The organism is Streptomyces anulatus (assembly GCF_000721175.1).
GTDB lineage: Bacteria > Actinomycetota > Actinomycetes > Streptomycetales > Streptomycetaceae > Streptomyces > Streptomyces anulatus_C.
This window is the reverse complement of the sequence record NZ_JOEZ01000007.1, coordinates 90589-114825: the sequence shown is the minus strand read 5'-3', so window position 1 is coordinate 114825 and position 24237 is coordinate 90589. Positions and strand designations below refer to the sequence as shown.

At 70.2% G+C, this 24237-nt stretch carries 23 protein-coding genes and 3 pseudogenes; 14 read left to right on the top strand and 12 right to left on the bottom strand.

All coding sequences use genetic code 11. The features are described 5' to 3' along the window. Nucleotides 1-114: 114 nt before the first annotated feature. The 3 genes from IG90_RS0108975 to IG90_RS0108965 form a co-directional block, all read right to left on the bottom strand. Complete coding sequence (locus tag IG90_RS0108975) at nt 115-519, bottom strand: NUDIX hydrolase (RefSeq protein ID WP_106972922.1); 405 nt, start codon at nt 517-519, stop codon at nt 115-117. Between the two features lie 209 nt (nt 520-728). Then, entirely contained in the window at nt 729-929 is a 201-nt protein-coding gene (locus tag IG90_RS0108970; RefSeq protein ID WP_030580200.1) for a hypothetical protein, read from the bottom strand. Between the two features lie 226 nt (nt 930-1155). Further along, on the bottom strand, nt 1156-1908 hold the full coding sequence (locus IG90_RS0108965; protein ID WP_030580196.1) for a GntR family transcriptional regulator: 753 nt from the start codon (nt 1906-1908) through the stop codon (nt 1156-1158). 235 nt (nt 1909-2143) lie between these two features. On the opposite strand from IG90_RS0108965, the pseudogene IG90_RS47050 reads away from it, so the two are divergent. After that, nucleotides 2144-2251 (top strand): annotated as a pseudogene (locus IG90_RS47050) (hypothetical protein); the annotation flags it as partial. Nucleotides 2252-2425: 174 nt separating this feature from the next. On the opposite strand, the gene IG90_RS0108960 reads toward IG90_RS47050, so the two are convergent. Continuing rightward, nucleotides 2426-4015 carry a S8 family peptidase gene (locus tag IG90_RS0108960; protein ID WP_030580194.1) on the bottom strand — a complete coding sequence of 530 codons (1590 nt, stop codon included), beginning with the start codon at nt 4013-4015 and terminating at the stop codon, nt 2426-2428. A 216-nt stretch (nt 4016-4231) separates the two neighbouring features. Here IG90_RS0108960 and IG90_RS45665 point away from each other — a divergent pair. From IG90_RS45665 to IG90_RS0108945, 3 genes and pseudogenes are all read left to right on the top strand, one after another. After that, nucleotides 4232-4977: pseudogene (locus IG90_RS45665) on the top strand (pyridoxal-phosphate dependent enzyme); the annotation flags it as partial. Nucleotides 4978-5138: 161 nt separating this feature from the next. Further along, the gene (locus IG90_RS0108950) at nt 5139-7859 is read left to right on the top strand and encodes a glycosyl hydrolase family 65 domain-containing protein (protein ID WP_030580192.1); all 2721 of its coding nucleotides are present in this window, start codon (nt 5139-5141) and stop codon (nt 7857-7859) included. Nucleotides 7860-7932: 73 nt separating this feature from the next. Continuing rightward, nucleotides 7933-8181 (top strand): SCO4226 family nickel-binding protein, encoded by a 249-nt coding sequence (locus tag IG90_RS0108945; protein ID WP_030580190.1) that lies wholly within the window; start codon nt 7933-7935, stop codon nt 8179-8181. 176 nt (nt 8182-8357) lie between these two features. Here IG90_RS0108945 and IG90_RS0108940 read toward each other — a convergent pair whose 3' ends face one another. Together IG90_RS0108940 and IG90_RS0108935 are read right to left on the bottom strand one after the other, a co-directional pair. Next, entirely contained in the window at nt 8358-9473 is a 1116-nt protein-coding gene (locus IG90_RS0108940) for an SPFH domain-containing protein (protein WP_030580187.1), read from the bottom strand. A gap of 29 nt (nt 9474-9502) precedes the next feature. Next, complete coding sequence (locus tag IG90_RS0108935) at nt 9503-9940, bottom strand: NfeD family protein (protein WP_030580183.1); 438 nt, start codon at nt 9938-9940, stop codon at nt 9503-9505. 395 nt (nt 9941-10335) lie between these two features. Between IG90_RS0108935 and IG90_RS0108930 the strand changes: the two are divergent. Next, nucleotides 10336-10746: pseudogene (locus tag IG90_RS0108930) on the top strand (Uma2 family endonuclease); the annotation flags it as partial. Between the two features lie 328 nt (nt 10747-11074). On the opposite strand, the gene IG90_RS0108925 reads toward IG90_RS0108930, so the two are convergent. Next, nucleotides 11075-12493: an ATP-binding protein gene (locus IG90_RS0108925; RefSeq protein WP_030580177.1), complete on the bottom strand. Its 1419-nt coding sequence runs from the start codon at nt 12491-12493 to the stop codon at nt 11075-11077. A 1080-nt stretch (nt 12494-13573) separates the two neighbouring features. On the opposite strand from IG90_RS0108925, the gene IG90_RS0108920 reads away from it, so the two are divergent. Both IG90_RS0108920 and IG90_RS0108915 read left to right on the top strand, forming a co-directional pair. Further along, nucleotides 13574-13849 carry a hypothetical protein gene (locus tag IG90_RS0108920; protein ID WP_030580174.1) on the top strand — a complete coding sequence of 92 codons (276 nt, stop codon included), beginning with the start codon at nt 13574-13576 and terminating at the stop codon, nt 13847-13849. Next, the gene (locus tag IG90_RS0108915; protein ID WP_030580172.1) at nt 13846-14253 is read left to right on the top strand and encodes a PIN domain-containing protein; all 408 of its coding nucleotides are present in this window, start codon (nt 13846-13848) and stop codon (nt 14251-14253) included. The genes IG90_RS0108920 and IG90_RS0108915 overlap by 4 nt, the downstream gene beginning before the upstream one ends. Here IG90_RS0108915 and IG90_RS47045 read toward each other — a convergent pair. Next, nucleotides 14173-14496 carry a hypothetical protein gene (locus IG90_RS47045; protein ID WP_425338023.1) on the bottom strand — a complete coding sequence of 108 codons (324 nt, stop codon included), beginning with the start codon at nt 14494-14496 and terminating at the stop codon, nt 14173-14175. The genes IG90_RS0108915 and IG90_RS47045 overlap by 81 nt on opposite strands. Between IG90_RS47045 and IG90_RS45650 the strand changes: the two genes are divergently transcribed. Then, on the top strand, nt 14420-14950 hold the full coding sequence (locus tag IG90_RS45650; protein ID WP_030580171.1) for a hypothetical protein: 531 nt from the start codon (nt 14420-14422) through the stop codon (nt 14948-14950). The genes IG90_RS47045 and IG90_RS45650 overlap by 77 nt on opposite strands. Before the next feature lie 75 nt (nt 14951-15025). Further along, nucleotides 15026-15199: a hypothetical protein gene (locus IG90_RS44730; RefSeq protein WP_164493891.1), complete on the top strand. Its 174-nt coding sequence runs from the start codon at nt 15026-15028 to the stop codon at nt 15197-15199. Between the two features lie 418 nt (nt 15200-15617). Here IG90_RS44730 and ychF read toward each other — a convergent pair whose 3' ends face one another. Then, nucleotides 15618-16706 (bottom strand): redox-regulated ATPase YchF, encoded by a 1089-nt coding sequence (gene ychF / locus IG90_RS0108900; RefSeq protein ID WP_030580168.1) that lies wholly within the window; start codon nt 16704-16706, stop codon nt 15618-15620. 319 nt (nt 16707-17025) lie between these two features. On the opposite strand from ychF, the gene IG90_RS0108895 reads away from it, so the two are divergent. Beyond that, on the top strand, nt 17026-17589 hold the full coding sequence (locus IG90_RS0108895) for a DUF6542 domain-containing protein (RefSeq protein WP_030580165.1): 564 nt from the start codon (nt 17026-17028) through the stop codon (nt 17587-17589). 92 nt (nt 17590-17681) lie between these two features. On the opposite strand, the gene ppgK is transcribed toward IG90_RS0108895, so the two are convergent. Both ppgK and IG90_RS0108885 read right to left on the bottom strand, forming a co-directional pair. Further along, complete coding sequence (gene ppgK, locus IG90_RS0108890) at nt 17682-18434, bottom strand: polyphosphate--glucose phosphotransferase (RefSeq protein ID WP_030580162.1); 753 nt, start codon at nt 18432-18434, stop codon at nt 17682-17684. 38 nt (nt 18435-18472) lie between these two features. Next, entirely contained in the window at nt 18473-19462 is a 990-nt protein-coding gene (locus tag IG90_RS0108885) for a 4-hydroxy-3-methylbut-2-enyl diphosphate reductase (RefSeq protein ID WP_206433874.1), read from the bottom strand. Between the two features lie 93 nt (nt 19463-19555). Between IG90_RS0108885 and IG90_RS0108880 the strand changes: the two genes are divergently transcribed. The 4 genes from IG90_RS0108880 (at nt 19556) to IG90_RS0108865 (ending at nt 23495) form a co-directional block, all read left to right on the top strand. Continuing rightward, nucleotides 19556-20959: an APC family permease gene (locus tag IG90_RS0108880; protein ID WP_030580142.1), complete on the top strand. Its 1404-nt coding sequence runs from the start codon at nt 19556-19558 to the stop codon at nt 20957-20959. A 175-nt stretch (nt 20960-21134) separates the two neighbouring features. Beyond that, nucleotides 21135-22352, top strand: coding sequence for an exodeoxyribonuclease VII large subunit (gene xseA / locus IG90_RS0108875; RefSeq protein ID WP_030580140.1), 1218 nt, complete (start codon nt 21135-21137; stop codon nt 22350-22352). Nucleotides 22353-22446: 94 nt separating this feature from the next. Then, on the top strand, nt 22447-22686 hold the full coding sequence (locus IG90_RS0108870) for an exodeoxyribonuclease VII small subunit (RefSeq protein WP_030580137.1): 240 nt from the start codon (nt 22447-22449) through the stop codon (nt 22684-22686). Between the two features lie 218 nt (nt 22687-22904). Continuing rightward, nucleotides 22905-23495: a malonic semialdehyde reductase gene (locus tag IG90_RS0108865; RefSeq protein WP_030580134.1), complete on the top strand. Its 591-nt coding sequence runs from the start codon at nt 22905-22907 to the stop codon at nt 23493-23495. 151 nt (nt 23496-23646) lie between these two features. On the opposite strand, the gene IG90_RS0108860 is transcribed toward IG90_RS0108865, so the two are convergent. Beyond that, complete coding sequence (locus tag IG90_RS0108860) at nt 23647-24198, bottom strand: DUF4245 domain-containing protein (protein WP_033893992.1); 552 nt, start codon at nt 24196-24198, stop codon at nt 23647-23649. Nucleotides 24199-24237 lie beyond the last annotated feature (39 nt).

Below are 24237 nucleotides of genomic sequence, written 5' to 3'. Positions count from 1 at the left end.
CAGGGACGACCACGGGCGCACCCACGCGTAAATAGGGCCTAAACAGCCCATACCCACCATTTATTGCTTACTACCGCGCGCCCTTCCGTTTGGTGCATACGGGCGTACCGAGGGTCAGATCAGCTCACCCGCCGCTTTGAGGTCGTCGAAGAGCAACTGGTCCACGGGCGGCACGAGGGCCCGGTCGGCGAAGGAGAACCACGCGACCTCCTCGATCTCGCTGCTCGCGACGAGCGTGCCGCGGTAATCGCCGTAGTAGCAGCTCATCCGCACCAGGGCGGCGTCCGGCCGCTCGTCGACGGGGGCCTCGTACGTCCCGGCGTGGACGACGGTCTCCCGGATCAGGCCGACCGTCAGTTCCTCCTCGACCTCCCGCAGGAGGGTCTGCAGATCGGTCTCCGCGCCCTCGCGCTTGCCGCCCGGGATGTAGAAGACGTCCTTGCCACGGGGCCGTGCGCAGAGGATCCTGCCGCCCTCGATCCGCACCCACGCCACCGTGTCGATCAGCACCGTCATCACTCCCCCCGCTCGCCGCACCACCGGCGGCATCCGCACCCCGGTCCGGGCGGGACCCTACCGCCCGGACCGCCGGCGCGCGGAATGCGGGGGCGGGAGTCGGAGGCGGGAGCAGAGCGCACGCGGGCGCGGGCGCGGAGGCATCCAGGAAGGCCGTGGGGCCCTGGCGAGGCGGAACGCCCCCCCGGGGCCCCACGGGGCCGTCCGTCGCGTCAGGGCCTGTTGCCCTGACCCACGCGCTCCACCCGGTAGACCTGGCGGCGATGGCGGTCGTCGAGGCCGTCGGCGACCTTCTGCGCCTCGGCCTGCGTGGCGTACCTGCCCACGCGGTAGCGGTTGCCGCCGTCGTCCTGCCGTATCACCTGCCAAGGGAGCGCGGCGCCACTGTCGCTCATCGTGTCGCTCCCCCGCATATCGCCCCTCTTCCCGCCGGCGTGCACGTCTCTAAGGATCCCCAGGAAACCGCAGTACGCATATGCCCGAGCGTACGCCTGACCTTCACTCAGTGCAGGCGGGTTTACACAAAGAGATACGCATCCGGCCATCACGAAGGGGGCGCATCCGCAGAATGCGCCCCCTTGCGCCCCACCAGCCCCACCCGGCGAGCCCTCACCGGGTCCGACGGGGCGTCACCTCACCTCATCTCACCGGCAGGTGGTAGGCGACGCGGTACCGGTCGGCCGGCACCACCACGTCGGCCGTCTCCACCGCCCGCCCCGAGGCGTAGTACGTACGCCCGATGACGATGACCACGTGGCCGGGCACACCGCCGAGCGCCAGGAGCTCCTCCGCCAGCCCCGGGCGCGCGCCGACCTCCTCGACGACGTTGTCCACGACGACGTCGATCGCGGCCATCCGGTCGACCACCCCGCAGCCGCCCAGCGGGCCCTCCTCCGGCAGCATCACGGGCGTCCGGCCGGTGACGGCGAGCGGTTCCCAGGAGGTGGAGAGCATGATCGGCTCACCCGCCTCCCGGAAGACGTAATGCGTGCGCATCACCCGGTCGCCGGGCTCGACGCCCAGCCGCCCGGCGACCTCGGGGCTCGCCCCCTCCTGCTCACTGCGGGACTCCCAGGTCCCGCGCGCCCCCTCGGCCGTCTGCTCCTGCCGGAACGGACTGGCCCCCCTGTCCGGCCGGTAGCCGGAGCGGGCGATCATGCGGGGCACGGGACGCTCGCGCACATACGTGCCGGAGCCGGAGCGCCCCTCGACCAGCCCCTCCGCCATCAGGACCTTCCGCGCCTCCAGGGCGACGGTGTCCGAGACCCCGTACTCCTCCCGGATGCGGGCCTGCGACGGCAGGCGGGTATGGGGCGGCAGCGCGCCGTTGACGATCTTCTCCCTGAGATCGCTCGCCACGCGCAGATAGGCGGGCTGCTCACCGAAAGTCACAGGCCACTCCCAACAGGTTGACAGTCTGCGACAGCCTGGCAACCGTGGGTTGTACACCGCAAGCGTAGGCCAGAGTTTCACCCAATGTGATGATCCTGTGACGGTTCACGCATACCTCGCACACGGACACCGGACCAGCCCCGGCCACCCTCCACCCCGACCCGCTCCCGCCCCGACCCCGTCGTCGACCTCGATCCCGACCGCGATCGACGCGGGCTTCGACGTGAAGCGCCTCATGAAGGACTTCGACTTCGTCAACATCCAGGGCTACGACTACCACGTCTCCGGCGAGAAGAAGACGGCCCAGCAGTCCGCCCTGTACGCGAGATACGACTTCAGCGTCGACCGGACCGTGCGCGACCGGGTCCGCCGCGGCGCGCCCAGGCACAAGCTCGTGATGGGCAATCACCGCCGTCGACCGCGGGCTCAACCGCCGGTAGCGGTAACGGGGTCGGGGCGGTCGCGTGATGCGACCGCCCCGACGTCATGTCACCGGTTCAGTACCGCTTCGCGGGGATCAGAAGTGCAGACCCCAGCTGTTGATCCGCCCGGTGTCGTAGCTCGCGTTGTCGCTGACCCGGAGCTTCCAGGTGCCGTTGGCGGCGACGGACGAGGCGTTGACCGTGTACGTGGTCACCACGTTGTCGGCGCTGCCGCCGGAGCCGTACGCCTTCAGGTTGAAGACCGTGCCGTTCGGTGCGACCAGGTCGATCTTCAGGTCACCGATGTAGGTGTGCGAGATGTTGACCGGGACGCTCAGCGCGGCCGGGGCGTTGCCGGTGATCCCCGTGACGGTGACCGGCGACTCGACGGTGGCGTTGTCGTTGATCGGGTATCCGGTGGTGTTCTCGAACTTCTTGCCCGGGTCCGGGATGGTGCCGCCCGCGCCCACGTGCAGGAGGCGGTTGGGCGAGCCGGAGCCCGGGTTGCCGACGACCCCGGGGGTGGCGGCCGCGACGAGACCGGCGGAGACCTGGGCGGGGGTCGAGCCCGGGTTGTCGGCGAGGTAGACGGCGGCCGCGCCGGCGACGTGCGGGCTGGCCATCGACGTACCGGAGATGGTGTTCGTGGCGCTGTCGCTCGTGTGCCACGACGAGGTGATCGAGGAACCGGGCGCGAAGATGTCCACGACCGAGCCGTAGTTGGAGAAGCTGGAGCGGGCGTCGGTGTTGGTCGTCGAGCCCACCGTGATGGCCTCGGCGACACGCGCCGGCGACTTGGTGGAGGCGTTGGTCGACTCGTTGCCCGCCGCGACGGCGTAGGTGATGCCGGAGGCGATGGAGCGCTGGACGGCCGCGTCGAGGACCGAGTCCGCGCCGCCGCCGAGGCTCATGTTGGCGACGGCGGGCTTGACGGCGTTGGCGGTCACCCAGTCGATGCCCGCGACGACCCCGGCGGTGGTGCCCGAGCCGCTGTTGTTCAGCACCCGGACGCCGACGATCTTGGCCTTCTTGGCGACGCCGTACGCGGTACCCGCCACGGTGCCCGCCACGTGCGTGCCGTGGCCGTTGCCGTCCTGCGAGACGTTGTCGTTGTCCACGGCGTCGAAGCCGTTGAACGCCCGGCCGCCGAAGTCGCTGTGGCTGATCCGCACCCCGGTGTCGATGATGTAGGCGGTGACGCCCTCGCCGGCCTTGTCAGGGTAGGTGTAGCGCTGGTCCAGCGGGAGGCTGCGCTGGTCGATCCGGTCGAGACCCCAGGACGGCGGGTTGTTCTGGGTGGCGGACGCCGTGAAGGTGCGGTTCTGCGAGACGGACGCGACGGCCGGGTCGGCGGCGAACTTCTTCGCCTCCGCGGCGGTGGCCTCGACCGCGTAGCCGTTGAGGGCCGAGCGGTAGGTCCGTTCGATGCTCGCGCCGTACTTCTTCGCGAGCGCCTTGCCCTGGGCGGAGTCGGACCTGGCGGCCGAGTCCTTCAGGGTGACGATGTAGCTGTCGCCGACGGCGCCCGGAGCGCCCGCGTTGAGAATCACGCCTTCGGGTGCGCGCTCGGCCGCGGTCGCCGGGAGGGTGCCGGCGGCGGCGAGGGCTACGGCGGCTGCGGTGGCTATGACGGTCGCCGTGGCGAGTCTTCGACGTGCATGGGGGGTGTGACGCATCACTGACATGTGAGGGGTCCTCCTCATAGGCGGTGCGCTGGTGGGGGGTGGTGCCGGAGCCGCGCGAGACTCCCGACAGGGGCATGACAAATCGACCGTCCGAACGCCCCGTTTTCTGCGTCGACGTGACCGGCATGCCCTGCTGCCAGCGAAAGATTGACCTATCCATGGCAAACACACAAGGGCACCCTGAGCCGCGCCGTACGCGCGCCGTTCACCTGCCCCATGCCCGGCAGCCTGGCGACCATGACCATCCACCACTGCCCGCAGGGCGGAACCCGGTCCTCCATTTCCGCCCTGACCTGGTGCTGTCCGGTCTGCCGGGGCCCCTGGGACCTGGACTTGCCACCGGCCCCCGGGCTCACCCTGGAGGTGCTTACCGGGCGCGCCGATTCACTTGGGCGTTACGAAGAGAACCTGCCGCTCTCCGCCCCCGAGTTCTCCCTGGGCGAGGGCCACACCCGCGCTCGTCCCGCTGACGGAGACCGGCTCGGCCAAGCCGGACCACCTGATGCCGACGCTCTCCTTCGAGGACCGGGGCGCCGTGATGCTCGCGGAGCCGGCCCGGCGGCTGAACCCGGGCCGGGTGGCGGCCGACAGCAGCGGCAACGCGGGCACGTCCGCCGCCGCGTACCGCGCGCGGCGGAGCCGCCATGCACGGTGTACGTCCCCGAGGGCACATCGCCCGAGAAGACCGAGCAGATCCGTGCCCACGGCGCGCGCCTGGTGACGTCCCCGGCGGCCGGGAGGCGACGGCCCTGGCGGCCCGAGCCGCGGCGGGCGAACCGGGTGTCGTCTACGCCTCGCATGTCTTCGACCCGTAGTTCCCGCACGGCACGAAGACGTACGTGTACGAACTCCGGGAGGAGTTGGGCGGCCGGCTCCCGGACCGCCTCGTGGTCCCGGACGCCCTCGTGGTCCCGGTCGGCAACGGCACCCTGTTCCTCGGCGCGGCCCTCGCCACCGCCGAGCCACAACCCCCTGGGCCTGATCACGGCCCCGGGGGCTGTGCCGGGTGCCGGGGCGGTATCTGCTCCATCCGGCGGTCCGGCGGACGCCCGGTGCGGGGTGCGTACGCGGGCCCTGCGCGGCGTGACGGCCGACCGCACCGCCGCGTCCTTACCTTCGTACCGTGAGCCTCTCGCGTATCTCCGTCCTCGCGCCCCTGGTCGCGGCCGCCCTGATCGCACCGCTGCCGCACCCCGCCGGCGCGGCCGAGTCCCCCGGCCCCGTACCGCTGCCGGGCCCGGCCCGCCCGTCCGCCTCCCCCGCTCCGGGCCCGACGGCGTCCCCGCCCCCGTCCCCGGCCGTGCCCGCCTGCGGCCGGACGGACGGTCAGGGCGCTCCGGGGACCTCCTGGTCACCGACGTCCACCCGCTTCGGCGAGGCCGAGGGCTACGACCCGTACGTCGGCAACGGCTACCTCGGCCACCGGGTCCCCGCCACCGGCGCCGGATACGCGGCCACCGGCGAGAAGACCGGCTGGCCGCTCTACACCCCGCGCTACGACGGCGCGTTCGTCTCCGGGCTCTACGCGCGGGACGAGGCCGTCACCGAGGGCCGCGAGGTGATCGCCGCCCTGCCGAGCTGGACCGGCATCGACGTGGGCGTCGGCAAGGAGACCCTCGGCGCGGACACCCCGGCCGGACGGATCTCGCACTACCGCCAGACGGTCTTCCTCAGCTGCGGCCTCGTCCGCACCTCGCTGCGCTGGACGACCGCGGACGGCCGCGCGACCGACCTCGTCCACGACGTCCTGGCCGACCGCTCCGACGTCCACACCGGTGCCGTACGCCTGCGGATGACCCCGCGCTGGAGCGGCACCGCGACCGTCACCGGGCGGCTCGACGACCGGGGCGCACGCCGGATCACGCTGCGCGAGGACGGCACGTTCCGCACGCTCGGCACCGGGATCGAGGGGGCCGTGGCGCAGGCGATGCGGCGCGGCTCGGGCGTGGTCGAGACGCTGCGGCCGGAGGCCCGTACGTCCCCGAGGGCGACCCCGGTCCGCGCGGGACGGACGTACACCTTCGAGAAGTACGTCGGCGTGGACACCGCCCTGACCTCACGCACCCCGGCCGAGGACGCCCGCGAGGCGGCGCACCGGGCGGCTCGGCGCGGCTGGGGCCGGGTCTTCGCCGCGAACGAGGCCGCCTGGCGCGAGGCCTGGTCCGCCGATGTGCTGGTCCCCGGCAGCCCCGACCTCCAGCGCTGGCTGCGCTCCGCCCAGTACGGACTGCTGGCGAGCACCCGGCGCGGCTCCTCGGACAGCATCGCCCCAGCCGGTCTGACCAGCGACAACTACGCGGGCTTGGTGTTCTGGGACGCCGAGACGTGGATGTTCCCGGGCCTGCTGGCCACCCGCCCCGAACTGGCGCGTTCGGTCGTCGAGTACCGCTACCGCACCCGGGGCGCGGCCCGCGCGAACGCCGAGAAGTACGGCCACCAGGGCCTGTTCTACCCGTGGACCAGCGCGAGCCGGGGTCGCATCGGCTCCGAGTGCCAGAGCTGGGACCCGCCGCACTGCCTGACCCAGAACCACCTCCAGGGCGACGTCTCGCTCGCCGTCTGGCAGTACTACCTGGCCACCGGCGACCGCGACTGGCTGGCGGCGAGGGGCTGGCCGCTCCTGCGCGGCATCGCCGACTTCTGGCAGTCGCGCGCCACGGCGAACACCGACGGCAGTTACTCGATCAAGAACGTGGCCGGGCCCGACGAGTACAGCAACGGCGTCGACGACGGCGTCTTCACCAACGCGGTCGCCGCCACAGCCCTCCGCAACGCGACCCGCGCCGCCCGACTCCTCGGCCACCGCCCGCCGTCCGGCTGGAACCGGGTGGCGGACGGCCTGCGCATCCCGTACGACGCGGAGAAGAAGGTGTTCCTGCAGTACGCGGGCTACAACGGCTCCACGATCAAGCAGGCGGACACGGTGCTGCTGACGTACCCGCTGGAGTGGCCGATGGAGCCGGGCGCGGCGGCGGCCACCCTGGATTACTACGCGGCCCGCACCGACCCGGACGGCCCGGCGATGACGGACTCGGTGCACGCGATCGACGCGGCGGAGATCGGGGAGCCGGGCTGCTCGGCGTACACGTATCTCCAGCGTGCGGTGCGGCCGTATCTGCGGGGCCCGTACGACCTGTTCTCCGAGGCGCGCGGCGAGAAGTCCGGCGCCCAGGACCCGCTGTCCGGCTTCCCGGCCGAGGACTTCCTGACCGGGAAGGGCGGCTTCCTCCAGGTGTTCACGCACGGCCTGACGGGACTGCGCCTGCGCGAGGGCGGCGTGCGCCTGGACCCGACGCTGCCGCCCCAACTGCGCGAGGGCGTCACGCTGAAGGGCCTGCGGTACCGGGACGCGGCGTACGAGGTCGAGATCGGCCCCCGGACGACCACGGTCCGCCTGACGTCCGGCGCCCCTTTCACGGTCCACACGGCGGAGGGCCCGCGCCGCCTGGCCTCCACGCTGACCCTCCCCACCCGCCGCCCCGACCTGACCCCGACGGCCGACGCGGCACGCTGCCGCCCGGTGACTGCGACGTCCGAGGCCCCGGGCCTGTACGCGGAGGCGGCGGTGGACGGGGCCCCGGCGACCTCCTGGTCCCCGGACGGCGCGGAGGGGTCCCTGACGGTGAACCTGGGCGCCAGGCCCCTCCGGCTCGCCTCCGTGACCCCGGTCTGGAGCGACGTCACCCCCGCCTCGCACACCGTGGAGACGTCCCTCGACGGCCGCTTCTGGCGCCCCTACCTGGCGGGCGACACGGCCCGCAAGGTCCGTGTGACGGTCCGCTCCGAAGACCCGGAGAAGCCGGTGGGGATCGCGGAGCTGCGGGTGGAGACGGGCGGACGGTAGAACGCGCCCGAACCCGGCATCGGGTGGAGCATGGAAGAGGGGCCAGAACCGAACATCCGGAGGTGTACGAGTCATGGGCATGTACATGGATGTCCACCGGGGCATGAAGGGCATCACGTCCGATCAGCTGGAGGAAGCCCACGCGGCCGACGTGGCGATCGAGAAGGAAGAGGGAGTCCACTTCGAGCACGCCTGGGCGGACCCGCAGTCCGGCACGGTCTACTGCCTGTCCACGGCCCCCTCGGCGGAAGCGGTCCAGCGCATCCACGAACGCGCGGGCCACTCGGCGGACGAGATCCACGCGGTACCGCTGGCGGTCTGACCAGGCACGCGGTGCCGTCGTCGGTGTGAGCCGGGGCCGGGCCCGGGGGTACTGGCCCCCGGGCCCGGCCCCTCGGGGTACTGACCCCCGGGGTACTGACGGCGGCCGCCGCCGGATCGTCCTGCCCGAGTGCCGCGCAGCTCGGCCGGTAGAGAAATGTGCGCCGATGGGTGCGCTCAACCACCGGAGGTCTGCCCCCTGCCCGGCAGCCGTGTCTCTCCCGCGGCCTCCGCCTCGGCCTTCGCGTCGCTCACCGCGGCGGCGGCCTCCTTGGCCGCCTCGTCGGCGGCGGCGACGGCATCCAGCGCGAGCGTCGAGTTCGGCTCGATCTCGGGAACCCCGACGTTGTCCTTGTCGCTGTCCGCGACATCGGCGGCGGCGGTGCCCTCGTGCTGCGCGGAGGGGGACGGTCCCGTGGCCGACGACTGGTCGCCGAACGCGGTGGTGACGGTGCGGATCGCCTCGGTCAGCTCGCCCGGGATGACCCAGAACGTGTTGTTGTCGCTCTGCGCGAGGTGCGGCAGCGTCTCCAGATACTTGTAGGCCAGGACCTTCGCGTCGGCGTTGTTGCGATGGACGGCCTGGAAGACGAGCTCCACCGCCTTCGACTCACCGTCCGCCCGCAGGATCATGGCCTGCTGGGTGCCCTGCGCCTCCAGGATGTCCTTCTGCTTCGTGCCCTCCGCGGTGAGGATCTTGGCCTGCCGCTCACCCTCGGCGTGCAGGATGGCCGCACGCTTGTCGCGCTCGGCCCGCATCTGCTTCTCCATCGCCTCTTTGATGGTGTTCGGCGGATCGATGGCCTTGATCTCGACCCGGTTGACCCGGATGCCCCACTTCCCGGTGGCGTCGTCGAGCACGGCGCGGAGCCGGGCAGTGATCTCCTCACGCGAGGTGAGTGTCCCCTCCAGGTCCATGCTGCCGATGACATTGCGCAGCGTGGTCACGGTGAGCTGATCGATGGCCTGCAGGTAGTCGGCGACCTCGTAGGCCGCCGCCCGCGGGTCGGTGATCTGGTAGTAGAGCACGGTGTCGATATTGACCACGAGGTTGTCCTCGGTGATCACCGGCTTGGGGTCGGACGAATACACCTGCTCACGTACGTCGAGCTTGGTGTTGACCCGGTCCGCCACCGGCAGGACGAAGTTCAGGCCGGGCTGCAGCGTCCGGCGGTACCGGCCGAACCGCTCGATGTTGTAGCGGCGCGCCTGCGGGACGATCCGTACGGTGGCGGCCACGAGAAAGACCACGACAATCGCCGCCACGAGAATCGGGATGACGATCGGATCCATGCTTCCTCCTTCGCTGCGTGTTCAGTCGTTCACGGAAGGAGCTCGCGGGGATACACGACTGCTGTAGCGCCTTCGATCTCCATGACGTCCACCAGCGCTCCCACCGGGATCACAAGGCTTTCGTCGAGGGCGCGAGCGGTCCACTCCTCACCGGAGATCTTGATCAGCCCGTGGGTCGCGGTGACCTCCTGCATGACCTCCGCCCGCTTCCCGATCAGCGCATCGCTGCCCTCGTGCGTCAAGGGCGCCTGCGCCATGTGGCGCAGCGCGACGGGGCGTACGAGAGCGAGACCCGCGACCGCCGTCAGTCCGAGCGCCACGAGCTGACCGAGCAGGCCCACGCCCACTCCGGCCACGACGGCGGCGACCAACGCCGCTCCGGCCAGCAACCCGAAAACCAGCGTAAGAGTGAAGAACTCCGCGGCACCGAGCGCCGCGGCGGCGAGCAGCCATACGAACCACGGCATCGAATCAGCCTCCCAAAGGGGACCTCTCCAGCTACCTACCCTTCAGACACCGAACGGAATCGTTTGTCCTGACCGATCTACGATCGGGACGCGGGACGCCCGGACCACGCCGAGACTCCGCAGCCCCGGCCCCCGAGGAGGAACAACGGTGATCGGACGACGACGGACCCCATCGACGAACGCTTCCGGGATGGCACGGGCGTGGACCCAGCTGACCTGGGAGTGCTTGCGGGGCTCGCCGTTTTCCTTGCGCCTCACGCCGACAACGCCGACGCACTCTCGCACTGGATCGCCCAGGTCCGCAGCGCCGACCTGCCCCACCTGCATGCCTTCGCCAGAGGTCCAGAACGAGACCGCGACGCCGCAAACGCCGCCCTCACACTTCCGTTCAGCCCGTGGCTCTCATGGAGCAGGCGCCGGCCGACGTCAGGGTCGGACGGGAGATGACCATCAAACTCGATCAACGCAATCGGCCCGAGCCGGATCTGCTGGTGACGACGGCCGACTTCGAAGGTGACCGCACCTGGTTCGCACCGGAGGAAGTACGACTCGCCGTCGAGGTGGTCTCCCCCGAGTCCGCACACGGGGACCGCACGGTGAAGCTTCACAAATACGCAGAGGCCGGCATCCCGCACTACTGGCGCATCGAGGACGAGGACGGAGCACCCGTCGTCCACGTCTACGAACTTGACGAGCCAACCGCCACCCACGTACCCGTTGGCATCTTCAAGGGCTCGCTCAACCGTCCGGTGCCCTTCGAGATCAACCTCGACCTGGAGAAGCTCACTCCACCCCGCCGCGGCTGAGTCAGCACCAAATCAGCACGGCAATGCGGTGGGGCCGGACTTACGCAGGTCCGACCCCTCTGACCAGCATTCCTGACGAAATACTCGCTTGCGGCAGCCAACCCGTTACACGTTGAAGCGGAACTAACCCACAAGGCTCTGACCTGCATATATGCGGGCGCATCCCAGCACCATCCCCGCACGGGATTCACGCCAGAGTACGAGAGGGCTCAGGATCGCCAACGCTACACAACAGCGCTGACAGAAGACCGAGGGCCGAGAAGCTTTTCCGCACCATCTCGGCCCCGTCGCGCTCACGAACTCCCGCACCTCGCCCGCAGTTCGCCACTCACAGCGGCCAAGCGGTAAGCAAGTCCCCGGGGCCGTAGGTGGCATCGAGGCCCGGAGAGTCGATGCCGCTGCGCGAGACCGCCACGACAGGAACGGGTTCGTCGGTGAGGGCGGCCCGGTGCCGATGGAGAGCGGCCAGGTCGTGCCGGTCGAAGGGTGACTGCTCCAGCCACTTGATGGAGCCCACGAAGAGAAGCTCCTTGGCGATAGGGGCGCGGTCCGCCCCGACGATGTCGATTTCGACGTCGTTGGTGCGGGTCCAGTAACCGCCCACCGCGGGCGCTGCGGGGAGCCGGTCGTCGGGCAGTACCCGCGCCAGGGCCTCGCGGACAAGGGGCTCGACGGCCCGGCCGCGCCAGCTTGTCCAGTTCTCCCGGATGCGCGCCAAGGTCAGATCACCCCGCCCCCGTTCGATCTCCTCCATGGAGGGGCCAAGCAGGTGCAGCCAAAACCGCAGGTAGGGATCCGTCACCCGGTAGCGGCGATCCTTCGACGGACGCAGCGATACGGGCAGCTCTGCGGCGACGATCCGCTTGTCCGTGAGCAGTTCCAGCGCTCGTTGCAGCGGCGTGGCTCCGATTCCGCCGGCTGCCCGGGCGATGTTGGTGAAGGTCCGCTCACCACTCCCAATGGCCGCCAGCACCGTACGCGCCTGGGCCTGCGGAGGGAATTCGGCAGCCAGCGAGCGCTCGGCCGACACCAGCAGGGCCGAGACCGGATCACTCAGCGCCTCGCCGAGGAGGTCCCAAAGCCCCTCCCCTCTCGACCACTCCGCGCAGATCAGCGGCAGCCCGCCGGTGACCAGCGCGGCGTCGAAGGCTTCCGCCGGTTCCAGCCCGAGCATCCTCCCCACCTCAGCGGGGTTCAGCGGCCCCAGCACCATCTCCCGGCCGCGCTGATGGAAGGGGCGTCCATAACTGTTCAGAGCCTCCATCATCGACAGATCGGAGCCAATGAGGACCAGCAGCACCGGTTTGGTCTCCAGCGCCCGGTCCCAGGCCCTTTGCAGCATCCCCTCAAAGGCGCCATCGGCGTCCATCAGGTACGGCACCTCGTCGATGACCAGCACGCTCGCCCGGTCGGCAGGCAGCGCCGCAGCCAGCACATCGAACGCGGCGTCCCAGCTCTCCGGCCGCGCGGCGGCCACCAGCCCCGCCAACGGCAGCGTCGACGCTTGGGCGTCACGGGCCAGCCGTGCCAGATCCTCCCTGGGGGACGCACCGGTCGCCGCGTAGAACAAGAACGGGGCTCCGGAGTGCTCCGCAAACCGCTCAACCAGTCGCGACTTGCCCACCCGGCGCCGCCCACGCAGCATCACACACCGACCGGGCCGCTCCCCGCCGACCCCTGCCGCCACCTTGTGCAGTTCCCGCTCCAACGTCGCCAGCTCCTGCCGACGGCCTACGAAATCCACCACACCTACCAACCTCCACGCATGTTACTAATGGCTACGTTAGTAACATGTACGTTAGTCTATGGTTTTCGTCAGTGCCGTCACCCCGACACCGCCTCCGCTGGTCCAGCTGGCGCCGCCACCAGGCCGTCGCCCGCCACTGCCACTACCAGCGCCGCACGCGCCCCGATCGAGTGAGTAACGAACCACCACCGATCTGACACAACGTCAGCCAAGCTGGACCAACGGCCGGCGCAGGACCTGGGGGTGCGGCACGGACACGGTTTTGGTCAGCGGATCAACGGGGAAGCCGAGCGCCCGGCAGGCCCACGCCGGAGCATCCGCGATCGACTTGGCCATCGCGCTCAGCGAGCGGGCGCCTGCCAGCACACTGGCCGCCGCGGCGGCCACCAGCTCGGACAGCAGATAGCGGCGCCCGCGCGGCCCGGCGGATCAGGTATCAGGTCCAGAAACCCGGACAGCGCGACCGCGTCCGGCAAGCGGCGCCAGCATGGAAGCGAGGGCCGGTTCATCCAGACCGCAGAGCGCGAGAGAACATGCAGGAGCAGGCACGGACTCTCGAAGTGATCATGGGACGTAGACACCCACATGCTCACCGAGGCCGTGCCCGCACCGAGTTTCCCTCGAAGCAGGCCCCCAGTTCCATCCCACCCCGGCAAACCGGACAAACGTCGATCTTGCAAAGGACCCTGCTGTTCCGGGGCCGCCGCCTCAAGCGATGGAAGCGCCGACACGACCAGCCACGCCAAGACTTGCTGCCTCAGCGAACAGGCCATGGCCACCCTGCACAGCCGGCGCCTCCTACGGAAACTCCGCCGCAGCACCAACCGCATCACAGGGATCGTCCAGACGGTCCTCGTCCTTCATCACGCCTCAGCATGAGGTTGGAAAGGGCTCAGTGCTCGTCCCAGCACGGGCGCGCCCTCGCCCCATCCCAGCACAGCCCCAGCACAGCCCCAGCACGGGATTCACTGCAAAGCACAAGAAGATCCAGAGCGCCAGGCTACGCATCAACGCCCGCCCCGGGTACAGACCGCACAGCGCTCCAGACGCTGTAATAGCTTCTGTACTAGACTTGCAGCCATGAAGTCACCCCGCCCCGGCGGCACGGAGAACATCTCCGTGTCGATGCCCTCCGAACTCCTCGGTGCCCTGCGCACCCGTACCGGTAAGCGCGGCGTGTCCGCATACGTGACGGCAGCGGTCCGGCATCAGCTCGCCATGGACGGCCTCGCCGAGATCGTGGCTGCCTACGAAGCCGAGCACGAGCCGCTGAGCGATGCCGAGGTCCAGGCTGCGCAGAGCGAACTGTTTGGTGACGCACTGGCGCCCTACGCGTCGAAAGACAGCGCCGCATGAAGGAGCCCGCGGCCAGGTCCCTGGTGCTCGACTCCCAGGCGCTGTCGCTGCTACTGCGCAACGATCGCCAGATGATCACCCGAATCGAGGCCGCTCGACGCGTGGGCGTACCCGTCCTCGTATCTGCCCTGACGGTGGTCGAGGCCGTCTACGGGAAAACGGACACCGCCCGGCTGCGCTGGCTGCTCTCCCGCCTTCAGGTCCAAGACGTCACCCAAGCGGACAGCCTCACAGCTGTGCAGCTACTGAGCGACGCCGGCGGCCTACACGGCCACAAGCACGCCATCGACGCCCTCGTCGCCGCGATGGCGCTCCGCTCCCCGTCACCTGTCCTCGTGCTGACCTCGGACCGCGACGACTGGTCGAAACTGTGCGGCGACCGCATACAGATCAAGGACGTCTGACCTCGGCGTCCACTCAAGTGTCCACCTGCTGATCGGCTGCTGCTTCGTAGAGGCATCCGCAAGGGCAACGATGATCGCGTTGATGGCCGGACCATCGGTGAAGAAGTAGTCAGCCTGAACCTCGGCGTTCTCCTTCTTCAACGCCTTGAGCTGGGCGGATTCCTCGGTGGTCGTACCCGGCAGCCGCCCGGAGTCGACCTCGCCCTGCTTCACCCAGTTCCGCAGCGTCTCGGCCGAACCGATGCCGAGTTTCTGCGCGACTGCCTTCAGCGCGGCCGATTCGGTCAACGCCGAGGACGCCACCGGATGCCTGCCATGCAAGATTCCGTGGTACGCGTGGACAGGCTGGCGCAGCGACATCAAGATCACATGGTCGGGCGGCTGGTCCTACAGCAAGTGGCGAAACAAGAAGTACTCGTGGTGGTGGGACGCGATGGCCGACTGGACCCCGCTGGCGATCGTCGGCTGGAAGGAGCGGTGGCGCGGGCGCACCCAGCGAGGTGTCCGCTGCACCCTGCTGTCCTGGCGCAGCGAAAAGGTTCTGACCGAATGGGTATCGGTCTACACAACCCAATACCAGGACAAAATCACCTACCGCAAGACGTCCACCAACTTCAGGTTCAGTGAAACCTCGTGGTGGACGACGACGCACCGCAGAACCTGCGTTTACTCATCGAAGATCTACTGGGGGTACTGACCGGCCCAGGCTGCCCGGCTCACCGGGCCGGGCAGCCGTCGGCAGAAACGCCCCAGCACCAGTCGGGAGACCCACGTGAACAATTCCTCCATGGGCGTCGTGCTGATGTCCGTCGGCGCTGTCATCACCGTGGCCGGAGCCCTGATGTACGTCCTCCCGGGCCCCGGCCTCCCCCTCCTCGTGGTGGGGCTGGTGGTCATGGCCGCCGGAGCTGCCATACGGATCGTCAGCCGCAGGGCAGGCAAGTAGCTGCCCTGTTGACCTAGCTGAACATCCTCCTTGAACCCGCTCTGGGCGAACTCCCGGGGCGGGTTCCTGCGTCAGACATCCCAGGACTTCGGCCTGCCATCCACTACTGCAGCGACGGCGACAATGCTATTCCGTGTTGCCCTTGCCTCCGCGCTCGCAGCAATGGCTGATAGCTTCGCGAATGCCTCACTAACGACCGACGACGTCAGTTACGGAACTGTCGAACTGGGCAACTTCAGCGGCTGGAAGGCACCGACACAGATCCCGGCAGCCTCATGGAAGGGATCGGCGTCGGCAGCCCCAGCAGGCGAGCCTGGCGTCTGGAAGTAGCTGGCGGGGCCAGGACGAGGCCGCCCTGGCCCCGCCAGCTGCTTTTACTTTGGCCATGAACTCCACCACGTCAGCGACGTAGTGGAATTCATAGACTGAAGCGGAACTCCACCACGTCCCCGTCCTGCATGACGTAGTCCTTGCCTTCCATGCGGGCCTTGCCCTTGGCGCGGGCCTCGGCGACCGAGCCGGTCTCCACCAGGTCGCCGAAGGAGATGATCTCCGCCTTGATGAAGCCCTTCTGGAAGTCGGTGTGGATCACACCGGCCGCCTCCGGAGCCGTGGCGCCCTTCTTGATGGTCCAGGCGCGGGCTTCCTTCGGGCCTGCCGTGAGGTAGGTCTGGAGGCCCAGGGTCTCGAAGCCGACGCGGCCGAGGGTGGCGAGGCCGGGCTCTTCCTGGCCCATGGACTGGAGCAGTTCGAGGGCCTCGTCGTCGTCGAGCTCGATCAGCTCGGACTCGATCTTGGCGTTCAGGAAGATCGCCTCGGCGGGGGCGACCAGGGTGCGCTGCTCGTTCTTGAAGTCCTCGTCGACCAGTTCGTCCTCGTCGACGTTGAAGACGTAAAGGAACGGCTTGACGGTGAGCAGGTGCAGCTCGTGGAGGAGCCGGCCCTTCTCGGTGGACGCCGTGATGCCCGCGGCGAACAGGGTCTGGCCGGACTCCAGGATCTTCTGGGCCTCCTCGACCGCGGCGAGGACCGCGACCTTCTCCTTCTGGAGGCGGGACTCCTTCGTCAGGCGCGGGACGGCCTTCTCGACGGACTGGAGGTCGGCGAGGATCAGCTCGGTGTTGATCGTCTCGATGTCGTCCTTCGGCGAGACCTTGCCGTCGACGTGGACGACGTTCTCGTCCTTGAAGGCCCGGATGACCTGGCAGATCGCGTCGGACTCGCGGATGTTCGCGAGGAACTTGTTGCCCAGGCCCTCGCCCTCCGAAGCACCCCGGACGATGCCGGCGATGTCGACGAAGTCCACCGTCGCCGGGAGGAGCCGCTGGGAGTTGAAGATCTCCGCGAGCTTGTTCAGGCGCGGGTCCGGGACGCCGACCACGCCGACGTTCGGCTCGATGGTGGCGAACGGGTAGTTGGCCGCCAGCACGTCGTTCTTGGTCAGGGCGTTGAACAGGGTCGACTTGCCGACATTCGGCAGACCGACGATTCCGATCGTGAGCGACACTTTGGCGACTTCCTGGAGTGAGGAGGGGGTCAGGGGCGTCCGGGTCCGGCCCGGCTGTTCGGGCCGGTCCCGAAGTGGACCGATTCTCCAGTTTACGGGCCGGGCCGCCGGGCCCGAACAGTGCTGCTTTCGGCCGTGTGACATCGAACGCATCCCCAAGGTCGGCCAAAGCGCGTGTCCAACGCCTGATTCCCCGCCCCCCGCGACCTACGTTGTGCGGGTGGAGCAGCACAGGACAGGTCCCCCGCAGCGCCGGCAGCCCTCGCAGGCCGCGCCCGCCCCGCCCGCGCCGGGGGGTTCCCCCGGTGAGAGTTCCGCCGTGTACCGGGTGCGGGTGCGCAGTGTGCCGCCCGTGGTCCTCGCGCTGCGGCGGTTCCCCAATCCCCGGCTCACCGGGATCGGGGCCGGGCTGTTCGCCGCGCTCACCATGTTCGTGCTCGCCTGCGTCGACCGGCTGCTGTTCGACAGCTCGGAGCTCGTGTACGGGCTGCTCTTCCTGCCCGTCAGCGCTCTCACCGCCCTCTGGGTCCGCCCCGCCGACCTGGTAACCGCGCCGATCAGCGTGCCCATCGCCTTCGCCGTCGGGGTGTTCCCGATCTCCGGGGGGTCCGAGGGCTTCGGCGGGCAGATCATGGGCCTGGTCACCGCCCTCGCCGTGCACGCCGGCTGGCTGTACGGCGGGACGCTGGTCGCGGGCCTCATCGCCTCCGTACGCAAGGTGCGGCAGATGCGGGCCCGGCGGCGGTACGTGCTGGCCCGGGGGCCCCAGGGGCGTAGCGCCGCCGCTCCTGAGCGGGCGCCCCGGGCTTCCGCCGCCGCGAAGCCCGTACGGGCCGGGGCGGGTGCGGCAGGCGCGGCTGCGCGCCGCCCCCAGCGGCCCTGAGTCCCGCCCGCCCGGGCTCGGCCCCGTGAGCCGAGCCCCGCCTGGCTCGTTCAGCTTCTGCCCCGCCCCGTGAGCCGAGCCCGTCGGCTCGGTCAGCTCCCGCCCTGCCCCGTGCCCGCCGCCGCCATCGCCGCTCCCACGATGCCCGCGTTGTTCTGGAGCTGGGCCGGGAGCATCTCGGCCCGGACCTTCTCGATCAGCGGCAGGAACTTCTCCGCCTTGCGGCTGACACCGCCGCCGATGATGAACAGCTCGGGCGAGAAGAGCATCTCCACGTGCAGCAGGTACTTCTGGACCCGGTGCGCCCAGTGCTGCCAGCTGAGGTCCTCGTCCTCCTTGACCTTCGTGGAGGCGTGCTTCTCCGCGTCGTGGCCGTGCAGCTCCAGGTGGCCCAGCTCGGTGTTGGGGACGAGCCGGCCGTCGGTGAAGACCGCGCTGCCGATGCCCGTGCCGAACGTCAGCATGATGACCGTGCCCGCGCGGCCCTTGCCCGCGCCGAAGGTCATCTCGGCGACCCCGGCCGCGTCCGCGTCGTTCAGGATGGTGACGGGCTGACCGATCCGTTCGCCCAGCAGCGTGCGGGCGTCCGTGTCGATCCAGCCCTTGTCGACATTGGCCGCGGTACGGGTGACCCCGTCCGTGACGACCCCCGGGAACGTGATGCCGACGGGGCCCGACCAGTCGAAGTGGCCGACGACCTCGGCCACGCAATCGGCCACGCCCTTGGGCGTGGCCGGATGCGGTGTCAGTACTTTGTGGCGCTCCTGCGCCAGGTCTCCGCGGTCCAGGTCCACGGGAGCACCCTTGATCCCGGAACCGCCGATGTCCACACCGAAGATCTCCATGGAGCCCACGGTACGGGCAGGCCGCGCCCCTTGCGCGGTTACTCGGCGGAAAGGGCGGCGGCCTCGGCGCGCAGGTCGCGGCGGAGCTCCTTGGGGAGCGAGAAGGTGATCGACTCGTCGGCCGTCTTCACCGTCTCCACGTCCGCGTAACCCCGCTCGCCGAGCCATTCCAGGACCCCGTCGACCAGGACGTCGGGGACGGAGGCGCCCGAGGTCAGGCCGACCGTGGTCACGCCCTCCAGCCAGGCCTCGTCGATCTCGCTCGCGAAGTCGACCAGGTGGGCGGCGGGCGCTCCGGCGTCCAGGGCGACCTCGACCATGCGGATGGAGTTCGAGGAGTTCTTGGACCCGACCACGATGACCAGCTCGGCGTCCTCGGCGAGCTTCTTCACCGCGATCTGGCGGTTCTGCGTGGCATAGCAGATGTCGTCGCTGGGCGGCGAGAGGAGGTTGGGGAACTTCTCCTTGATGGCGTCGACCGTTTCCATCGTCTCGTCGACGGACAGGGTGGTCTGGGAGAGCCAGACGACCTTCGACTCGTCGCGGACCTCGATGTTCGCGACGTCCTCGGGGCCGTCGACCAGGGTGATGTGGTCGGGGGCCTCGCCGGAGGTGCCGATGACCTCCTCATGACCCTCATGGCCGATCAGGAGGATGTCGTAGTCCTCCTTGGCGTACCGGACGGCTTCCTTGTGGACCTTGGTGACCAGCGGGCAGGTCGCGTCGATGGTGGCGAGCTTGCGCTCGGCGGCTTCCGCGTGGACGGTGGGCGCGACTCCGTGCGCGGAGAACATCACGATGGAGCCCTCGGGGACCTCCGCGGTGACGTCCACGAAGATCGCACCCTTCTTCTCCAGGGTCTGCACGACGTACTTGTTGTGCACGATCTCGTGGCGGACGTAGATCGGGGCCCCGTACTGCTCCAGGGCCTTCTCGACGGCGATCACGGCACGGTCCACGCCCGCGCAGTAGCCACGGGGTGCGGCGAGCAGGACACGGCGGGCAGGCGTTGCAGTCATGCGTCCCATCGTAAGGCCGTGCCGAACAGGCGCGAGGACGGCCGGATCGGGAGACTGATCGCGGTGCGCGTGCGGTGAAAGACGGACGGTGACGGAGGGGCGATGGCGTCGGTGTCGGAGAGCGGTCCGGGCAGGGGTTCCGGTGGCGGTTCGGGGAGCAGCACGGAGCAGGGCAGGCTGCGGCGGACGCTGGGGTTCCGGGATCTGGTCGTCTACGGGCTCCTCTTCATCGCCCCGATGGCCCCCGTCGGCGTGTTCGGCACGCTCGACGCGAAGTCCGACGGCGCGGTCGCGCTCGTCTATGTGGTGGCAACGGTCGTCATGGCGTTCACCGCCTTCAGTTACGCCCAGATGGTGCGGGTCGCCCCCTTCGCCGGTTCGGTCTTCACGTATGCCCGCAAAGGGCTCGGGGAAGGGCCCGGGTTCATCGCGGGGTGGATGGCGATGCTGGACTACCTGCTGATCCCGGCCGTCGCCTACCTCTTCTCCGGGATCGCGATGAACGCCCTGGTCCCGGAGGTGTCGCGGTGGGTGTGGACCGCGATCGCCGTCCTGATCACCACGCTGCTCAATCTGTGGGGCGTACGGGCGGCCGCCCGGGTCGGTTTCGCGGTGCTGGCCATGGAGATCGTGGTGCTGCTGGTCTTCGTCGTCTCGGCCGTGGTCGTCCTCGTGCGGGACGGGGCGCAGCGCGGTTGGCTGACACCGCTGACGGGGGACACCGGGTTCTCCATGACGGCGGTGCTGGGGGCCGTGTCGATCGCCGTGCTCTCCTATCTGGGCTTCGACGCCATCGCCTCGTTCGCCGAGGAGGTGACGGGCGGTTCACAGAAGGTGGCGCGGGCGGTGCTGTTCTGCCTGGTGCTGGCCGGCGTCCTGTTCGTCGCGCAGTCGTACCTGGCGGCGCTGCTGGAGCCGGTGAGCTCGGCGGAGCTTGCTGCGAACCCTGCGGCGCAGGGGTCGGCGTTCTACGACGCGGTGGACGCCTCGGTGGGGACCTGGCTGCACGATCTGGTGGCGGTCAGCAAGGCGATCGGCGCCGCGTTCGCCGCGCTGGCGGGGCAGGCCGCCGCCGGACGGCTCGTCTTCGCGATGGCCCGGGAACGGCGGCTGCCGCCGTTCCTCGCGAAGGTCGACCCGAAGTCGGGCGTGCCGCGGGTGGCGATCCTGTGCGCGGCGGTCGTGACGCTGGTGGCCGCGGTGTGGGCCGCCCGGCGGGACGACGGCCTCGATCATCTGGTGTCCGTCGTGGACATCGGGGCCCTGACGGCGTTCATCCTGCTGCACGCGTCGGTCGTGGGCTGGTTCGCCGTACGCCGCATGGCAGGGCCTCCGGTGTGGTGGCGCCACGTCCTGGTCCCGGTGGTCGGCGCGGGGGCGCTGGTCGCGGTCATCGTGGAGGCGACGACGTCCTCCCAGTTGGTGGGCCTCTGCTGGCTCGGGGTGGGGCTCGTGGTGCTGGCGGTGCAGGGGACGGGCCGCCGGGGCGGGGGTGTGGAGGGGTGAGTTCCCGGGGTCCGTGGTGCGTGCTGCGTGCTGCGTGCTGCGTGCTGCGTGCTGCGGAGGGTGAGTTCCCCGGGGTTCGTCGTGCTGAGGGCGCGCGCGGTAGGCGGGTCCGGTACGGCGCGGTCCTCCGCGCGGGGCGGGGGTCCTGTCGGTGGCTGCCGATACGCTCGCCCGTATGGCTCTCAACACGTCCGCGGAAGCGCCGCTGCCCGTCGGTGAGGTCTCCCGGCTCATCGGCGGGTGGATCGACCGGCTCGGTGCCATCTGGGTGGAGGGGCAGATCACCCAGCTGTCGCGGCGGCCGGGGGCCGGGGTCGTCTTCCTGACGCTGCGCGATCCGTCCCACGACGTCTCGGTGAGCGTGACCTGTTTCCGGCAGGTCTTCGACAGGATCGCCGACGTGGTGACGGAGGGCGCGCGCGTCGTCGTGCTGGCCAAGCCCGAGTGGTACGCGCCCCGGGGGCAGCTGTCGCTGCGGGCGACGGACATACGGCCGGTCGGGATCGGCGAGCTGCTCGTACGGCTGGAGCAGCTCAAGAAGTCGCTCGCCGCCGAGGGGCTGTTCGCCCTGGACCGCAAGAAACCGCTGCCCTTCCTCCCGCAGCTCATCGGGCTGGTCTGCGGGCGTGCCTCCGCCGCCGAGCGCGATGTCCTGGAGAACGCCCGCCGCCGCTGGCCCGCCGTGCGCTTCGAGGTCCGCAACACCGCCGTGCAGGGGGTGAACGCGGTCGCCCAGGTGGTGCGGGCGGTCGAGGAGTTGGACGCGCTCGACGAGGTCGACGTGATCGTGGTGGCCCGGGGCGGCGGCAGCGTCGAGGATCTGCTGCCCTTCTCCGACGAGCAGCTGATCCGGACCGTGGCCGCCTGCCGTACGCCGGTGGTCTCCGCGATCGGCCACGAGCCCGACTCACCACTGCTGGACCTGGTCGCCGATCTGCGTGCCTCCACACCGACGGACGCGGCCAAGAAGGTCGTCCCCGACGTGGGCGAGGAGCTGGAGCGGGTGCAGCAGTTGCGGGACCGGGCGCTGCGGACCGTACGGGGGCTGCTGGACCGTGAGGAGCGGGGGCTCGCGCACGCGCTGGGCCGCCCCGCGATGGAGCGGCCGCAGCGGTTGGTGGACGAGCGCGAGGCCGAGGTGGACGCGCTCCTCGGGCGCAGCCGCCGGGTGCTGGGCCACCTGCTGGACCGGGCCGACTCGGAGCTGTCGCACACGCTCGCCCGGGTCGTCTCGCTGTCGCCCGCCGCGACCCTGGAGCGGGGGTACGCGGTGCTCCAGCGGCCCGACGGCCATGTGGTGCGCTCTCCCGACGAGGCCGGCGGGCCCGGAGAGCCGCTGCGGGCGCGGGTGTCGGAGGGCGAGTTCACGGTGCGGGTGGACGGGGACGGATGAGGCCGGGGCGCGGGACCGGGGGGGCCGGACGGGCGCATCACACGGGCGTGCGGCGCCCGCAATGTCATAGCAGCTCACATCTAGGGTGGATCACATGACGGACGACGGTACGGCGGTGGCTGCCGCCACGGGCACGCTCGGGTACGAGCAGGCGCGGGACGAGCTGATCGAGGTCGTGCGCCGGCTGGAGGCGGGCGGCACGACGCTGGAGGAGTCGCTGGCCCTGTGGGAGCGGGGCGAGGAGCTGGCGAAGGTCTGCCGGCACTGGCTGGAGGGCGCCCGCGCCCGGCTGGACGCGGCCCTGGCCCGTCCGCAGGACGCCGACGAGGGCTGAGGACGAGGGCGGAGACCGGCGAGCGGACCAGCAAGCCCGCCGGGGCCCTGTCGTCGACGGCGGCCGGCGCCCCGTTCCCGTACGACCGGGAGCCCTCACACGGGACAGATACAGTGTGCAATGGATCACTCACGGTCAGTTTTAGTTGAAAGTTAACCTATCCCTGGCGTACCTTCGGGACCTGTCCCCACCGCGTTCGTTCGGAAGGCTTGCACCACATGTCCCTCGTTCTCGACCCCGCCGCCCAGGACCTCCTCTTCCGCGAGGCACGCACCGCCAACACCTTCACCGACGAGCCGGTGACCGACGAGCAGGTCCAGGCGATCTACGACCTGGTCAAGTTCGGCCCGACCGCCTTCAACCAGTCGCCGCTGCGCGTCGTCCTGGTCCGCTCCGCCGAGGGTCGCGAGCGTCTGGTGCAGCACATGGCCGAGGGCAACCGCCCGAAGACCGCCACGGCCCCGCTGGTCGCGATCCTGGCCGCCGACAACGAGTTCCACGAGGAGCTCCCGGCGCTGCTCCCGCACTTCCCGCAGGCCAAGGACATGTTCTTCGCGGAGCGCCCGGTCCGCGAGTCGGCCGCCGGCCTCAACGCCGCGCTGCAGGCCGCCTACTTCATCATCGGCGTCCGCGCCGCCGGCCTGGCCGCCGGCCCGATGACCGGCTACGACGCCGCGGGGATCCAGAAGGAGTTCCTGGACGACGACCACGCCCCGCTGATGGTCGTCAACATCGGCAAGCCGGGCGAGGACGCCTGGTTCCCGCGCAGCCCGCGCCTCTCCTTCGACGAGGTCGTCACGACCGTCTGAGCCGAGACCGTACGGCCGGGCCCGTAAGTCCGTGAGCCCGTACAGCTCCAGCTCATGCCGAGGGCCCCGGAACACCAGGTGTTCCGGGGCCCCTTCGCGCAGGCGGGTCCGCCGGTCTCGCGCAGGCGGGTCCGCCGGTGCGGGTCGCGGGTCAGGAAGCCGGCTTCGCGGGCGGCGGCGTCGTCTTCAGTGCGGCGGCCATCTCGACCAGGCTCGCCTTCGGCGCCGAGCCGGTCACCACCGTGGTGTGACCCTTCTCCGGCAGGACGAGCGCGTTGTACTTCGCACCCTCCCAGTACTGCCACTCCCGGCCCGCCACCGTCTCGGTCCGGCCGGTGTCCTTCGCCTTCTGGCTGACGTCGGGGACGTACGTGCCCGCGGCGGCGGTGGACTGCTCGACCGCGACGTACCTGCGGTCCGGGTCGAGGAAGCCCAGGTGCCAGGCGTCGCCCGCGGCGTCGTCATAGCTGACGGAGGTCGCCTTCCACTTCTCCGGCAGGCCCTCCGGCGCGGCCACCGGGTAGGGGGCGGCCGTACGCACCGTCGCCAGCTCCACGGTGAAGTCGACGGCCTTGATCGGATCGGCGTGCTCGTCCTTCGGGATGAAGAGGTAGATGACGCCCGCGCAGGCGGCGATCACCAAGGTCGACAGGATCATGTCCCGGACTGTCTGCTTGCCTCGCTTGCTTGCCACGGGATCCATGGTGGCACGCGGCCTGACACGCCCGGCCGCAGGGTGCTG

Excerpts from the sequence above, each read along its gene's own strand:
- IG90_RS0108970 (WP_030580200.1), bottom strand. The coding sequence starts at position 929 with ATGCGGGGGAGCGACACGATGAGCGACAGTGGCGCCGCGCTCCCTTGG.
- IG90_RS0108960 (WP_030580194.1), bottom strand. The coding sequence starts at position 4,015 with ATGTCAGTGATGCGTCACACCCCCCATGCACGTCGAAGACTCGCCACG.
- IG90_RS0108945 (WP_030580190.1), top strand. The coding sequence starts at position 7,933 with ATGGGCATGTACATGGATGTCCACCGGGGCATGAAGGGCATCACGTCC.
- IG90_RS0108940 (WP_030580187.1), bottom strand. The coding sequence starts at position 9,473 with ATGGATCCGATCGTCATCCCGATTCTCGTGGCGGCGATTGTCGTGGTC.
- IG90_RS0108935 (WP_030580183.1), bottom strand. The coding sequence starts at position 9,940 with ATGCCGTGGTTCGTATGGCTGCTCGCCGCCGCGGCGCTCGGTGCCGCG.
- IG90_RS0108920 (WP_030580174.1), top strand. The coding sequence starts at position 13,574 with ATGAAGTCACCCCGCCCCGGCGGCACGGAGAACATCTCCGTGTCGATG.
- IG90_RS0108915 (WP_030580172.1), top strand. The coding sequence starts at position 13,846 with ATGAAGGAGCCCGCGGCCAGGTCCCTGGTGCTCGACTCCCAGGCGCTG.
- ppgK (WP_030580162.1), bottom strand. The coding sequence starts at position 18,434 with ATGGAGATCTTCGGTGTGGACATCGGCGGTTCCGGGATCAAGGGTGCT.
- IG90_RS0108885 (WP_206433874.1), bottom strand. The coding sequence starts at position 19,462 with ATGGGACGCATGACTGCAACGCCTGCCCGCCGTGTCCTGCTCGCCGCA.
- IG90_RS0108880 (WP_030580142.1), top strand. The coding sequence starts at position 19,556 with ATGGCGTCGGTGTCGGAGAGCGGTCCGGGCAGGGGTTCCGGTGGCGGT.
- xseA (WP_030580140.1), top strand. The coding sequence starts at position 21,135 with ATGGCTCTCAACACGTCCGCGGAAGCGCCGCTGCCCGTCGGTGAGGTC.
- IG90_RS0108870 (WP_030580137.1), top strand. The coding sequence starts at position 22,447 with ATGACGGACGACGGTACGGCGGTGGCTGCCGCCACGGGCACGCTCGGG.
- IG90_RS0108865 (WP_030580134.1), top strand. The coding sequence starts at position 22,905 with ATGTCCCTCGTTCTCGACCCCGCCGCCCAGGACCTCCTCTTCCGCGAG.
- IG90_RS0108860 (WP_033893992.1), bottom strand. The coding sequence starts at position 24,198 with ATGGATCCCGTGGCAAGCAAGCGAGGCAAGCAGACAGTCCGGGACATG.